The 13,519-nt window shown below is 70.1% G+C and carries 10 protein-coding genes and 3 pseudogenes; 11 read left to right on the plus strand and 2 right to left on the minus strand.

Annotation, left to right across the window (positions count from 1 at the left end; all coding sequences use genetic code 11):
- Positions 1-91: 91 nt before the first annotated feature.
- The 6 genes from ftsZ (at position 92) to E4N62_RS05780 (ending at position 5,199) form a co-directional block, all read left to right on the plus strand.
- Positions 92-1,285 (plus strand): cell division protein FtsZ, encoded by a 1,194-nt coding sequence (gene ftsZ, locus E4N62_RS05755; protein ID WP_184895212.1) that lies wholly within the window; start codon positions 92-94, stop codon positions 1,283-1,285.
- A complete protein-coding gene (gene pgeF / locus E4N62_RS05760) occupies positions 1,282-2,040 on the plus strand; it encodes a peptidoglycan editing factor PgeF (protein ID WP_230212262.1) in 759 nt (252 codons plus the stop codon). Before ftsZ ends, pgeF begins: the two co-directional genes overlap by 4 nt.
- A gap of 5 nt (positions 2,041-2,045) precedes the next feature.
- On the plus strand, positions 2,046-2,765 hold the full coding sequence (locus tag E4N62_RS05765) for a YggS family pyridoxal phosphate-dependent enzyme (protein WP_230212264.1): 720 nt from the start codon (positions 2,046-2,048) through the stop codon (positions 2,763-2,765).
- A gap of 129 nt (positions 2,766-2,894) precedes the next feature.
- On the plus strand, positions 2,895-3,536 hold the full coding sequence (locus E4N62_RS05770; RefSeq protein WP_230212266.1) for a cell division protein SepF: 642 nt from the start codon (positions 2,895-2,897) through the stop codon (positions 3,534-3,536).
- 60 nt (positions 3,537-3,596) lie between these two features.
- Positions 3,597-3,893 carry a YggT family protein gene (locus tag E4N62_RS05775; protein ID WP_033528111.1) on the plus strand — a complete coding sequence of 99 codons (297 nt, stop codon included), beginning with the start codon at positions 3,597-3,599 and terminating at the stop codon, positions 3,891-3,893.
- Positions 3,894-3,939: 46 nt separating this feature from the next.
- Positions 3,940-5,199, plus strand: a complete 1,260-nt coding sequence (locus tag E4N62_RS05780; RefSeq protein WP_230212268.1) for a DivIVA domain-containing protein — start codon at positions 3,940-3,942, stop codon at positions 5,197-5,199.
- A 428-nt stretch (positions 5,200-5,627) separates the two neighbouring features.
- Here E4N62_RS05780 and ileS read toward each other — a convergent pair whose 3' ends face one another.
- On the minus strand, positions 5,628-8,771 hold the full coding sequence (gene ileS, locus E4N62_RS05785; RefSeq protein ID WP_230212270.1) for an isoleucine--tRNA ligase: 3,144 nt from the start codon (positions 8,769-8,771) through the stop codon (positions 5,628-5,630).
- A gap of 649 nt (positions 8,772-9,420) precedes the next feature.
- On the opposite strand from ileS, the gene E4N62_RS05790 reads away from it, so the two are divergent.
- The 5 genes and pseudogenes from E4N62_RS05790 to E4N62_RS05810 form a co-directional block, all read left to right on the plus strand.
- The gene (locus E4N62_RS05790) at positions 9,421-10,332 is read left to right on the plus strand and encodes a TraR/DksA family transcriptional regulator (protein WP_230212273.1); all 912 of its coding nucleotides are present in this window, start codon (positions 9,421-9,423) and stop codon (positions 10,330-10,332) included.
- An 81-nt stretch (positions 10,333-10,413) separates the two neighbouring features.
- Entirely contained in the window at positions 10,414-11,022 is a 609-nt protein-coding gene (lspA, locus tag E4N62_RS05795; protein WP_230212275.1) for a signal peptidase II, read from the plus strand.
- Positions 11,023-11,126: 104 nt separating this feature from the next.
- Entirely contained in the window at positions 11,127-12,071 is a 945-nt protein-coding gene (locus E4N62_RS05800) for an RluA family pseudouridine synthase (protein ID WP_184895226.1), read from the plus strand.
- Positions 12,068-12,542: pseudogene (locus E4N62_RS05805) on the plus strand (GNAT family N-acetyltransferase). Before E4N62_RS05800 ends, E4N62_RS05805 begins: the two are co-directional and overlap by 4 nt.
- Positions 12,543-12,647: 105 nt before the next feature.
- A pseudogene (locus tag E4N62_RS05810) lies at positions 12,648-12,845 on the plus strand (Na+/H+ antiporter); the annotation flags it as partial.
- Here E4N62_RS05810 and sigM read toward each other — a convergent pair.
- A pseudogene (gene sigM / locus E4N62_RS05815) lies at positions 12,794-13,504 on the minus strand (RNA polymerase sigma factor SigM); the annotation flags it as partial. The pseudogenes E4N62_RS05810 and sigM overlap by 52 nt on opposite strands.
- Positions 13,505-13,519 lie beyond the last annotated feature (15 nt).

Consider the following 13,519-nt stretch of genomic DNA (forward strand, 5'->3'; position numbering starts at 1 on the left):
GCGTTCGGACCGTCCCACTTCGGCATCAGTCGTCGGCTCGCGGGTACCCCGCGAAGCGGCGACACGTAACTCGAGGCGAGAGGCCTTCGACGTGGCAGCACCGCAGAACTACCTCGCAGTCATCAAAGTCATCGGTGTCGGCGGCGGTGGTGTCAATGCCATCAACCGGATGATCGAGGTCGGTCTCAAGGGCGTCGAGTTCATCGCCATCAACACCGACGCGCAAGCTCTGTTGATGAGCGACGCCGACGTCAAGCTCGACGTCGGCCGTGAACTCACCCGCGGACTCGGCGCCGGCGCCAACCCGGCCGTCGGCCGGAAGGCCGCCGAGGACCACCGCGAGGAGATCGAGGAGGTCCTCAAGGGGGCCGACATGGTCTTCGTGACGGCCGGCGAGGGCGGCGGCACCGGCACCGGCGGCGCGCCCGTCGTGGCCAACATCGCCCGCTCCCTCGGCGCCCTCACCATCGGCGTGGTCACCCGCCCCTTCACCTTCGAGGGCCGCCGCCGCGCCAACCAGGCCGAGGACGGCATCGCCGAGCTGCGCGAAGAGGTCGACACCCTCATCGTCATCCCGAACGACCGGCTGCTGTCCATCTCGGACCGCCAGGTCTCCGTGCTGGACGCGTTCAAGTCGGCCGACCAGGTCCTGCTCTCCGGTGTCCAGGGCATCACCGACCTGATCACCACCCCCGGTCTGATCAACCTCGACTTCGCCGACGTCAAGTCCGTCATGTCCGAGGCCGGTTCGGCCCTCATGGGCATCGGCTCGGCCCGCGGCGACGACCGCGCGGTGGCCGCCGCCGAGATGGCGATCTCCTCGCCGCTCCTGGAGGCCTCCATCGACGGCGCCCGCGGCGTCCTGCTCTCCATCTCCGGCGGCTCGGACCTCGGTCTGTTCGAGATCAACGAGGCCGCCCAGCTGGTCAGCGAGGCCGCCCACCCCGAGGCCAACATCATCTTCGGCGCGGTCATCGACGACGCCCTCGGCGACGAGGTCCGCGTCACGGTCATCGCGGCCGGCTTCGACGGCGGCCAGCCCCCGGCCAAGCGGGACAACATCCTCGGCTCGGCCGCGGCCAAGCGCGAGGAGCCCGCTCCGGCGCGGCCCGCCGAGAACCGCCCGTCCTTCGGTTCACTCGGCAGCGTCAAGCCGAAGGAGGAGCCGCCGGCGCCCGCCCCGGAACCGGTGAACGAGGTTCCGGTCGCCCCGCCGGTCCCGCCGTCCCGGTCCTACTCGGACAGCGCCGCGGAGGAGCTGGACGTGCCGGACTTCCTCAAGTGATAGGACGGCGCGAGAACGTGAGCGGCGCGCACTTCGCCTTCACCGACAGGTGGGGCGGGGTGAGCGCCGCTCCGTATGAGGAGCTCAATCTCGGCGGGGCGGTCGGGGACGACGCATCCGCCGTGACGACCAACCGGGAGCTGGCGGCCAAGTCGCTGGGTCTGGAACCCGACCGGGTCGTCTGGATGAACCAGGTGCACGGCGCGGATGTCGCCGTGGTCGACGGACCGTGGGGGTCCGGCTCCGGCACTGGTTCCGGCTCCGCCTCCGGCGACATTCCGCCCGTCGACGCGATCGTCACCACCCGGCGCGGTCTCGCGCTCGCCGTCCTCACCGCCGACTGTGTGCCCGTGCTGCTGGCCGACCCGGTAGCCGGGGTCGTCGCCGCCGCTCACGCGGGCCGGCCCGGCATGATCGCCGGGGTGGTCCCCGCGGCCGTACGGGCCATGGCCGAACTCGGCGCCGACCCCGCCCGGATCGTCGCCCGCACCGGACCCGCCGTCTGCGGCCGGTGTTACGAAGTGCCCGAGGCGATGCGCGCCGAGGTGGCCTCCGTCGAGCCGGCGGCGTACGCCGAGACCAGTTGGGGCACGCCCTCCGTCGATGTGTGCGCCGGAGTGCACGCACAGCTGGAGCGCCTCGGGGTGTGCGACCGGGAGCAGTCGCCCGTGTGCACGCTGGAGTCGCGCGATCACTTCTCGTACCGTCGCGACCGCGCCACAGGGCGACTCGCGGGATATGTCTGGCTGGACTGAGGGGCATGACCGACCGTAAGACGCAACTCGCCGGAAATCTGGCGAAGGTGGAGGAGCGCATCGCCGCGGCCTGCGTGGCCGCGGGCCGCAAACGGGAAGAGGTGACCCTGATCGTGGTCACCAAGACCTACCCGGCGAGCGATGTGCGGATCCTGTCGGAACTCGGTGTGCGCCACGTCGCCGAGAACAAGGACCAGGACGCGGCGCCCAAGGCGGCCGAATGCTCGGATCTGCCCCTTGTATGGCACTTCGTGGGCCAGTTGCAGACCAACAAGGTCCGTTCTGTGGTGCGTTACGCGGATCTCGTGCAGTCCGTCGATCGTTCCAGGCTTGTCACGGCTGTGTCGAAGGAAGCCGTTCGGGTCGGACGTGAGGTGGGATGTCTCATCCAGGTCGCGCTCGACGCCGACGAGAGCGGCCGGGGGGAGCGAGGAGGTGTCGGTCCGGGCGGAATCGAAGAGCTGGCCGACCTCCTGGCCCGGTCGCCGGGAGTGCGGGTCGATGGTCTGATGACCGTCGCGCCGCTCACCGGGCAGTACGCCGGACGCCAACGGGCCGCGTTCGAGCGGTTGATGGATTTGTCGACCGACCTGCGCCGAGCCCATCCGGCTGCGAACATGGTCTCCGCAGGGATGAGTGCGGACCTCGAGGATGCCGTGGCGGCCGGAGCGACACATGTGCGCGTCGGCACTGCGGTACTCGGAGTCCGTCCCGGGCTCGGGTAACGTCGCCAAGAAGTCGGACCACAGCAGAAAATATGGTCATTCCGTCGAGAGGCGGGCGCAACGACCTCGTGGATCGCGGGCACTTGGGAAGTCGTCAGTCGATCCACCACAGAGCGGAGGACTCAGAGCATGGCCGGCGCGATGCGCAAGATGGCGGTCTACCTCGGCCTCGTGGAGGACGATGGGTACGACGGCAGGGGATTCGACCCCGATGACGACTTCGAGCCCGAGCTCGATCCGGAGCCCGAGCGGGACCACCGCCGGCACGAGCCGGTGCACCAGTCACATCAGTCACATCAGTCCCAAAGGGATGAATCGGTACGAGTGGTGCAGCCCCCGGTGCAGCGCGAGCCGGTGTCGCACGCCTCTTCGCTCCCCGCGGAATCGGTGCGACCCGCCCGGATCGCGCCCGTGGCGTCCATCACACAAGAACGTTCGAGTCTGGAGAAGAACGCGCCGGTGATCATGCCCAAGGTCGTGTCCGAACGAGAGCCTTACCGGATCACCACGTTGCACCCGCGGACCTACAACGAGGCCCGTACCATCGGGGAACACTTCCGTGAGGGCACCCCGGTGATCATGAATCTGACTGAGATGGACGACACAGATGCGAAGCGACTTGTCGACTTTGCGGCCGGTTTGGTGTTTGGTCTTCACGGCAGCATCGAGCGGGTGACGCAGAAGGTGTTCCTGTTGTCGCCTGCTAACGTCGATGTCACGGCGGAGGACAAGGCCCGCATCGCAGAGGGCGGGTTCTTCAACCAGAGCTGAGACGTACGACCGAAAACAGCGGTAGAGCAACACGGCATTGGGGAGAGGGAAACACCGAACATGAGCGTGGTCTTGACGATCCTCTACATCGCGCTGACGGTGTTCTTCATCGTGTTGATCTTCCGGTTGGTCATGGACTACGTCTTCCAGTTCGCCCGCTCATGGCAACCCGGCAAGGCGATGGTGGTCGTTCTGGAGGCCACCTACACTGTCACCGATCCACCGCTCAAGCTTCTGCGGCGGTTCATTCCGCCGCTGCGTCTCGGGGGCGTGGCGCTCGACCTGTCCTTCTTCGTGCTGATGATCATCGTTTTCATCCTGCGTGCGGTGGTAGCCAGCGGGATGGGAGCGGTGTGAGAGATGCGGTCTTGCCGAATGCCGACGACTACGTTGAGGTGAAGAGATGCCGTTGACCCCCGAGGACGTGCGGAACAAGCAGTTCACGACCGTCCGCCTCCGAGAAGGCTATGACGAGGACGAGGTCGATGCCTTCCTCGATGAGGTCGAAGCCGAACTGACGCGGCTGCTTCGCGAGAACGAGGACCTGCGCGCCAAACTGGCCGCGGCCACGCGCGCCGCTGCCCAGAACCAGCAGAACATGCGCAAGCCGCCGGAGCCGCAGGACCAGCAGGGCGGCATGCAGCAACAGGGTGGCATGCAGCAGGGCGGCATGCAGCAACAGGGCGGTATGCAGCAACAGGGCGGTATGCAGCAGCAGGGTATGCGAGGTCCCGGTGGACCCGTACCCGCCGGCATATCGGGCCCGCCGCAGCAGATGGGGGGCCCCATGGGTGGCCCGCCCCAGCTGCCGAGCGGTGCTCCGCAGCTGCCCGCCGGCCCCGGTGGCCAGGGTGGGCAGCAGGGTCCCGGCCCGATGGGTCAGGGACCGATGGGCCAGGGCCCCATGGGTCAGGGCCAGATGCAGCCGCAGATGGGCCAGGGCCAGATGGGCCAGGGTCCCATGGGCGGCCAGCCTCCCATGCAGCAGATGGGTGGCCCGATGGGCGGCCCCATGGGTGGTCCGATGGGCGGCCCCGGTCAGGGTCCCGGCGGCGACAGCGCCGCGCGCGTGCTCTCGCTGGCCCAGCAGACCGCCGACCAGGCGATCGCCGAGGCCCGTTCCGAGGCCAACAAGATCGTCGGTGAGGCCCGTAGCCGCGCCGAGGGTCTGGAGCGGGACGCCCGTGCCAAGGCCGACGCGCTGGAGCGGGACGCGCAGGAGAAGCACCGCGTCGCGATGGGCTCCCTGGAGTCCGCCCGCGCCACGCTGGAGCGCAAGGTCGAGGACCTGCGTGGCTTCGAGCGCGAGTACCGCACGCGTCTGAAGTCCTACCTGGAGTCGCAGCTGCGTCAGCTGGAGACCCAGGCGGACGACTCGCTGGCCCCGCCGCGTACCCCGGCGACCGCGTCGCTGCCGCCGTCCCCGGCGCCCTCCATGGCTCCGGCCGGCGCGAGCGCCCCGTCGTACGGCGGCAACCCGGGCGGCATGGGTGGAGGCATGGGCGGTGCCCCGGCTCCGGCCGCGCCCTCCTACGGCGGTCAGCAGCAGATGTCTCCGGCCATGACCCAGCCGATGGCTCCGGTCCGGCCGCAGGGCCCCTCTCCGATGGGGCAGGCTCCCTCGCCGATGCGTGGGTTCCTCATCGACGAGGACGACAACTGACGACTACTGGTACGCCGTAGGCGTCGGCAGCGTTCAGGGCGGGGCCCCGGATTTTGATCCGGGGCCCCGCCCTTTTGCTGTGCGCGGGCGGGGCGTGGTGGGGGCAGGTGTCCTGCGTACGCAACGCCGAAGGCCTGGGTCGCCGAGATTTTCGGGCTCCAGGCCTTCGGGGTGCGCGGTGGCTGTCGCGGGACGGGTCGGGGGCGCTTGCCGGCGCTGACAGGGCGCCGCTGCGCCCACCCTCCCCACTCTCGGCTTCGCTCGAGCGGGAGGTGCCCCGTCGCCCCAGCGGCACGATTGCCCGCAGCTGGGGACAGCTGAGCCCGTGCCCCTTCAGGGGCACGGGGAACTGCGCGATCAGCCGCATCTCGGCCGCAGCGCGAGGACGGCCTTGCCGGGCAGGGCGTGGCCCGGCCCGGCGCGGGACGTCACGCCTTGCGCAGGCTGAAGGTCAGCGTCAGTGCCTCGTCCGTGAAGGGCTTGCCGAACGTGTCGTCGGCCTCGCCGGAGGCGAAGTCCGTCGCGAGGACCTCGTCCGCGATCAGGCCCGAGTGCTCGGTCAGCGCCGCGGTCACCGCCGGGTCCGTCGCCGTCCAGCGGAGCGCGATCCGGTCGGCCACGTCGAGGCCGCTGTTCTTGCGGGCCTCCTGGATGAGCCGGATGGCGTCCCGGGCGAGGCCGGCCCGGCGGAGTTCCTCCGTGATCTCCAGGTCGAGGGCGACCGTCGCACCGGAGTCGGAGGCCACCGACCAGCCCTCGCGGGGGGTCTCCGTGATGATGACCTCGTCAGGGGCGAGGGTGACGGTCTCGCCGTCGACCTCGACCGTCGCCGTGCCCTCACGCAGGGCCAGGGACAGGGCAGCCGCGTCGGCGTTCGCCACGGCCTTGGCCACGTCCTGGACGCGCTTGCCGAAGCGCTTGCCCAGCGCGCGGAAGTTGGCCTTGGCGGTGGTGTCCACCAGCGAGCCGCCGACCTCGGAGAGCGAGGCCAGCGAGCTGACGTTCAGCTCCTCCGTGATCTGCGCGTGCAGCTCGGGGTTCAGGGCGTCGAAGCCCGTCGCCGCCACCAGGGCGCGGGACAGGGGCTGACGGGTCTTGACACCGGACTCCGCGCGCGTGGCCCGGCCCAGCTCCACCAGGCGGCGGACCAGGACCATCTGCTTCGACAGGTCGGGGTCGATCGCGGAGAGGTCCGCCTCGGGCCAGGAGGCCAGGTGTACGGACTCGGGGGCGACCGGGGAGACCGGAACGATCAGGTCCTGCCAGACCCGCTCGGTGATGAACGGGGTCAGCGGGGCCATCAGCTTGGTGACCGTCTCGACGACCTCGTGCAGGGTGCGCAGCGCGGCCTTGTCGCCCTGCCAGAAGCGGCGGCGCGACCGGCGCACGTACCAGTTGGACAGATCGTCGACGAACGCCGAGAGGAGCTTTCCGGCGCGCTGGGTGTCGTACGCCTCCAGGGCCCCGGTCACCTGGTCGGTGAGGGCGTGCAGCTCCGAGAGCAGCCAGCGGTCCAGGACCGGGCGGTCGGCCGGGGCCGGGTCCGCCGCGCTGGGCGCCCAGTTCGACGTACGGGCGTACAGGGCCTGGAAGGCGACCGTGTTCCAGTACGTGAGGAGCGTCTTGCGGACGACCTCCTGGATGGTGCCGTGGCCGACGCGGCGGGCCGCCCAGGGGGAGCCGCCGGCGGCCATGAACCAGCGGACGGCGTCGGCGCCGTGCTGGTCCATGAGCGGGATGGGCTGCAGGATGTTGCCCAGGTGCTTGGACATCTTGCGGCCGTCCTCGGCGAGGATGTGGCCGAGGCAGACGACGTTCTCGTACGACGACTTGTCGAAGACCAGGGTGCCGACGGCCATCAGCGTGTAGAACCAGCCGCGGGTCTGGTCGATGGCCTCGCTGATGAACTGGGCCGGGTAGCGGGACTCGAAGAGTTCCTTGTTCTTGTACGGGTAGCCCCACTGAGCGAACGGCATCGAGCCCGAGTCGTACCAGGCGTCGATGACCTCCGGGACGCGCGTGGCCGTGCTGCCGCAGCCGTCCTCGGGGCAGGGGAAGGTGACCGCGTCGATGAACGGGCGGTGCGGGTCCAGCTCCGACTGGTCGGTGCCGGAGAGCCGGCTCAGCTCCTCGCGGGAGCCGACGCAGGTCAGGTGGTTCTCCTCACAGCGCCAGATCGGCAGCGGTGTGCCCCAGTAGCGGCTGCGGGAGAGCGCCCAGTCGATGTTGTTGTTCAGCCAGTCGCCGAAGCGGCCGTGCTTGACCGAGTCCGGGAACCAGTTGGTCTTCTCGTTCTCCTGGAGGAGGCGGTCCTTGACGGCGGTGGTGCGGATGTACCAGGACGGCTGCGCGTAGTAGAGGAGCGCGGTGTGGCAGCGCCAGCAGTGCGGGTAGCTGTGCTCGTACGGGATGTGCCTGAAGAGCAGGCCACGCTGCTGGAGGTCCTCGGTGAGCTGTTCGTCCGCCTTCTTGAAGAAGACGCCGCCGACGAGGGGGACGTCCTCCTCGAAGGTGCCGTCGGGGCGGACCGGGTTCACCACGGGCAGGCCGTACGAGCGGCAGACCTTGAGGTCGTCCTCACCGAAGGCGGGGGACTGGTGGACCAGACCCGTACCGTCCTCGGTCGTCACGTACTCGGCGTTGACGACGTAGTGCGCCTCGGCCGGGAACTCCACGAGCTCGAACGGACGTTGATAGGTCCAGCGCTCCATCTCGGCGCCGGTGAAGGTCTGGCCGGTGGTCTGCCAGCCCTCGCCGAGCGCCTTGGCGACGAGCGGCTCGGCGACGACGAGCTTCTCGCTGCCGTCCGTGGCGACCACGTAGGTGACCTCGGGGTGGGCGGCGACCGCGGTGTTGGACACCAGCGTCCACGGCGTGGTCGTCCACACCAGGAGCGCCGCCTCACCGGCGAGCGGACCGGAGGTGAGCGGGAAACGGACGTACACCGACGGGTCGACGACCGTCTCGTAGCCCTGCGCCAGCTCGTGGTCCGACAGACCGGTGCCGCAGCGGGGGCACCAGGGGGCGACGCGGTGGTCCTGGACCAGCAGGCCCTTGTTGAAGATCTCCTTGAGCGACCACCAGACGGACTCGACGTACTCCGGGTCCATGGTCCGGTAGGCGTCGTCGAGGTCGACCCAGTAGCCCATGCGGGTCGTGAGCTCGGTGAAGGCGTCGGTGTGCCGGGTCACCGAGTCCCGGCACTTGGCGTTGAACTCGGCGATGCCGTACGCCTCGATGTCCTTCTTGCCGTTGAAGCCGAGTTCCTTCTCGACCGCCAGCTCCACGGGGAGGCCGTGGCAGTCCCAGCCGGCCTTGCGGGCCACGTGGTAGCCGCGCATCGTGCGGAAGCGGGGGAAGACGTCCTTGAAGACGCGCGCCTCGATGTGGTGGGCGCCCGGCATGCCGTTGGCGGTGGGCGGGCCCTCGTAGAACACCCACTCGGGGCGGCCCTCGGACTGCTCCAGGCTCTTGGCGAAGATCTTCTGCTCGCGCCAGAAGTCGAGCACCGCGTGCTCGAGCGCGGGCAGATCGACCTGGGCGGGCACCTGGCGGTACGTCGGCTCTGTCATGAGCGGGCTTCCTCCAACGGACTTGCTGCCTTCCGTCGGAGGGACGAGAGCTTCGATCCTTCGTACGCCGTGTGCGGCGCGCTCCCGCGGTACCACCCTCCTTGGCCCGCCTGCGCGCCGTGTGCGCCGGTGAGCCCCCTCATTGAGGTCGCGATGCCGGGTCTACTCGCCACGTCCCACGGACTGCGCCATGCGGTGCGGCTTTCTTCCGGCGGCTCCGGGGTGATCTTCACATCGCGCTCGCCCCCGGGCTTCCACCGTCCCCGGGTCGCTCTGGGCTGCGTACGACGCTACTCGTCCCCATCCACGCTTCTCGCTCCGCCCAGTGTACGGCGCCGTACGGACAGCGGCCGACCGGATTTCCGGCGGCCGTGGGAGGGGCTCGGCGGGACCTCGGCCGGGGTTGTCGGGCGGGAGCGGGGTGACCTGCGCGATGACCCGAATGGAGCGGGTGGGGCCTCCGGATCCTGGGACGTGCGGCGTGGCGGAATACCCGGCGGGGAGCTGGGCACAACGCTTGCAGGCTCGTCGCGCGACGGTCGTGGGGTGGGCGGAATGGGTGGTCTGCCCCGTTGCCGCGGGACTCGGGTCGATTTATCGTCCCAGCACGATACGCGTGCAAGATCACAATATGTGAAGGGGCGCGGCCATGGTGGCGAAGAAGACCGCCGTACAGCAGTCGGCGTCCGGCAGATCCACGGTGGCCTCCGGCGGTGGGGACGAGGGGCAGAAGGCCGAGGCGGTGAAGGCGGCCGGCAAGAAGAGGGTGGCGAAGAAGGCGGTGGCCACGAAGGCGGGGGCGAAGAAGGCGGGGGCGAAGCGCGCGGTGACCAGGAAGAACGCGGCCGCGAAGTCGGTCGCGGGCGAAGCGGTCGCCGGGAAGTCGGTCGCCGAGAAGTCCGGTGTCGGGAAATCGGGCGTCGGGAAGTCGGCGGGCAGGAAGTCGGTCGGTGGTGAGTCGGCCGTCGGGAAGACCGCGGCCAAGAAGACGACGGCCAAGAAGAGCACCTCTGCGACGAAGAGCACGGTCAAGAAGGCGGGCGCGGCCGAGGCCGCCGAGACGACGGGAGCCACGACGGTGGTTGCGAAGAACACTCCTGGTACGGCTACGGCGGCGAAGAAGAAGCCCACCGCCGTCCCCAAGGCACGGCCCGCCGCGGTGGAGGCCGGCGAGCTCGCGGTACGCCCCGGCGAGGATCCCTGGAGCCCCGACGAGGTGGACGAGGCCCGGACGGAGCTGCAGTCCGAGGCGATGCGGCTGAGGACCGAGCTGGAGGCCTCCGAGCGGGCCCTGACGGGTCTGATGCGGGACTCCGGGGACGGCGCGGGCGACGACCAGGCCGACACCGGGGCCAAGAACATCACGCGCGAGCACGAGCTGTCCCTCGCCCACAACGCGCGCGAGATGCTCGACCAGACCGAGCGCGCCCTCCACCGGCTCGCCTCGGGCACCTACGGTCTCTGCGAGAACTGCGGCAATCCGATCGGAAAGGCGCGAATGCAGGCTTTCCCCCGGGCCACACTGTGCGTCGAGTGCAAGCAGAAGCAGGAACGCCGCTAGCGATCGCCGACTGAGCCGCTGGTCCGCGGCGGGCGTGTCGTACCTTTGTCCTCAGTCAGGAACCTAGGTTGAGGGACTCACGTGGCAGAGGCGGAGCGCATCATCGGTACGCCGGATATTCCAGACGCGGCGGGGACCGACCCGGAGCAGTCCGACGGCGGCGACGCCGCGGCGCAGCGGACCGAGGCGGCGGCCGAGCCGCGCGGGCGGCGCCGGATCGCCGTGCTGTTCGGGGTCGCCGCGCTGGCGTACGCGCTCGACCTGGTCAGCAAGATGATCGTGGTCGCGAAGCTGGAGCACCACGAGCCGATCGAGATCATCGGAGACTGGCTGAAGTTCGAGGCGATCCGCAACGCGGGCGCGGCCTTCGGCTTCGGCGAGGCCTTCACGATCATCTTCACGGTGATCGCGGCGATCGTGATCGTGGTGATCGCCCGGCTCGCCCGCAAGCTCTACAGCCTGCCCTGGGCGATCGCGCTCGGTCTGCTGCTCGGCGGCGCGCTGGGCAACCTCACCGACCGGGTCTTCCGGTCGCCGGGTGTCTTCGAGGGCGCGGTCGTCGACTTCATCGCGCCGAAGGGCTTCGCGGTCTTCAACCTCGCGGATTCGGCCATCGTGTGCGGCGGCATCCTGATCGTGCTGCTGTCGTTCCGGGGGCTCGACCCGGACGGGACCGTCCACAAGGACTGAGTCCACGGGGGCGAGGGCGGGGCCCGGGCGGGTCCGAGACGGGGCCGACCGGGTTTTCCACAGGCGCGGTCGGGCGTGTCGTGACGGTCCGGCATACTCGTCGGGTGAGCACGATTCCCGAGATCCGTACCCTGCCCGTGCCCGACGGCCTGGAGGGCGAGCGCGTCGACGCCGCCATCTCCCGCATGTTCGGCTTCTCCCGCACCAAGGCGGCCGAGCTCGCCGCCGCGGGGAAGGTCACGGTCGACGGGTCGGTGGTCGGCAAGTCGGAGCGGGTGCACGGCGGGGCCTGGCTGGAGGTCGAGATGCCGCAGGCGCCCGCCCCGGTGCAGGTCGTCGCCGAGCCGGTCGAGGGCATGGAGATCGTGCACGACGACGACGACGTGGTCGTGATCGTCAAGCCGGTCGGTGTGGCCGCGCACCCCAGCCCCGGCTGGTCCGGGCCCACCGTGATCGGCGGGCTCGCTGCCGCCGGGTACCGGATCTCGACGTCCGGTGCCGCCGAGCGCCAGGGCATCGTGCACCGGCTCGACGTGGGCACCTCGGGCCTCATGGTGGTCGCCAAGTCGGAGTACGCGTACACCTCCCTGAAGCGCCAGTTCAAGGAGCGGACGGTCGACAAGCGGTACCACGCGCTGGTCCAGGGCCACCCCGACCCGACGAGCGGCACCATCGACGCGCCCATCGGACGGCATCCGAACCACGACTACAAGTGGGCCGTCACCGCCGAGGGCAAGCCGTCGGTCACGCACTACGACCTCATCGAGGCGTTCCGTGCCGCCTCCCTGCTCGACATCAAGCTGGAGACCGGGCGCACCCACCAGATCCGCGTCCACATGTCCGCCCACCGGCACCCTTGCGTCGGCGACCTGACGTACGGCGCCGATCCGACGCTCGCCAAGCGGCTCGGCATCACCCGCCAGTGGCTGCAGGCCGTCCGGCTCGGCTTCGAGCACCCCGGGGACGGGAGCTGGGTCGAGTTCGAGTGCGACTACCCGGCGGATCTGCAGAAGGCCCTGGACAAGGTCCGGGAGGAGACGTACGCGTGAGCCCCGTACCGGTGTCCTACGAGGTGCGCGTCGCCGACGGCCCCGGCGATCGCGAGGCGTGCTTCGCGGTGCGCAAGGAGGTCTTCGTCGTCGAGCAGGGGGTGCCGGAGGACCTGGAGTACGACGCGTACGACGCCGGGGCCGTGCACGTCCTCGCCGTACGGGACGACGGGGTGCCCCTCGGGGCCGGGCGGCTGCTGTACGGGGAGGCCGCCGCCTGCAAGACCGGAGGGGGTTCGGGGTCGGGTCCCTGGGGCGGCTCGCGGTCGTGCCGGAGGCCGAGGGCTGGGCGTCGGGGTCGCGCTGGTGCGGGCCGTCGAGGAGGCGGCCCGGGAGCGCGGGCTGACCGAGGTGGACCTGGGGGCGCAGACACACGCGCTGGGTTTCTACGAGCGGCTGGGGTATGCGGCGTACGGACCGGAGTTCCTGGACGCGGGCATACCTCATCGCGCGATGCGGCGCAGGCTTTGATGTGGCGCAGGCTTTGACGCGGTGCAGGCCTTAGCGTTGCGTGGTGCGGGTGGGGCACCCGGGCATCCGGTCGGTCGTGATCGTCCAGCACCAGCGGAGCGCCCCATGGATCAGTTGGCCCTGTTCTTCGTCCTGCTGGTGGGGCCGTGGTCAGTGTGCCGGTGGGGAGCGGCTGAAGCTGCCCGCGCCGGTGCTGATGACCTTGCTCGGTATCGCGCTGGCCATCCCGGGTTCGTGCCCAACGTGGAGATCCCGCCGGACCTCATCCTGCCGCTGCTGTTGCCGCCGCTGCTGTACGCGGCATGTGCTTCCGCTGCGGGTGGGACGGATGTCCCCTGCGTCCGGTTCCTTCCGCGCCCCGACTTTTTGCCGCCCTCCCCCTCGCCCTCCGCTCGGAGATGGGTCAGGAGCGGCAGAAGTCTGGCTCTGCCACGGGCGCAGCGGCTCTTCACCGTGCCGGTCGGCACATCGAGGATGCGGGCGGCTTCCGCCACCGGATAGCCCTGCATGTCCACCAGGACGAGTGCCGCCCGCTGATCCTTCGGGAGGGTGCCCAGAGCCTCCAGCAGCTGGCGGTGCAGATCGTTGCGCTCGGCAGGAGCGGACGCCGATTCGTGCGGCTCCAGGAGCTGTTCCAGACGCTCGGTGTCGTCGACGGGCGACGTCTTGCGGGACGCCGCCTTGCGGGCACGATCCAGGCAGGCGTTCACCGTGATGCGGTGGAGCCAGGTCGTGACGGCCGACTGGCCACGGAAGGTGTGGGCGGCCCGGTAGGCGGACACCAGGGCGTCCTGGACGGCGTCGGCGGCTTCCTCGCGGTCTCCCAGGGTCCGCAGCGCCACCGCCCAGAGGCGGTCCCGGTGCCGCCGTACGAGTTCGCTGAAGGCGTCGGGGTCGCCCTCGACATGGCGGGCCAGGAGATCCTGATCGCTCACCCCGCTGTGATCGGCGCTGTGCGCCACCGGACCCCCCTTCTT

The organism is Streptomyces sp. MNU76 (genome assembly GCF_020982545.1).
Classification (GTDB): domain Bacteria; phylum Actinomycetota; class Actinomycetes; order Streptomycetales; family Streptomycetaceae; genus Streptomyces.

Coding starts and splice junctions, on each gene's coding strand:
- E4N62_RS05765 (WP_230212264.1), top strand. CDS start 2,046: ATGACCGACCGTAAGACGCAACTCGCCGGAAATCTGGCGAAGGTGGAG.
- E4N62_RS05770 (WP_230212266.1), top strand. CDS start 2,895: ATGGCCGGCGCGATGCGCAAGATGGCGGTCTACCTCGGCCTCGTGGAG.
- E4N62_RS05775 (WP_033528111.1), top strand. CDS start 3,597: ATGAGCGTGGTCTTGACGATCCTCTACATCGCGCTGACGGTGTTCTTC.
- E4N62_RS05780 (WP_230212268.1), top strand. CDS start 3,940: ATGCCGTTGACCCCCGAGGACGTGCGGAACAAGCAGTTCACGACCGTC.
- ileS (WP_230212270.1), bottom strand. CDS start 8,771: ATGACAGAGCCGACGTACCGCCAGGTGCCCGCCCAGGTCGATCTGCCC.
- E4N62_RS05790 (WP_230212273.1), top strand. CDS start 9,421: ATGGTGGCGAAGAAGACCGCCGTACAGCAGTCGGCGTCCGGCAGATCC.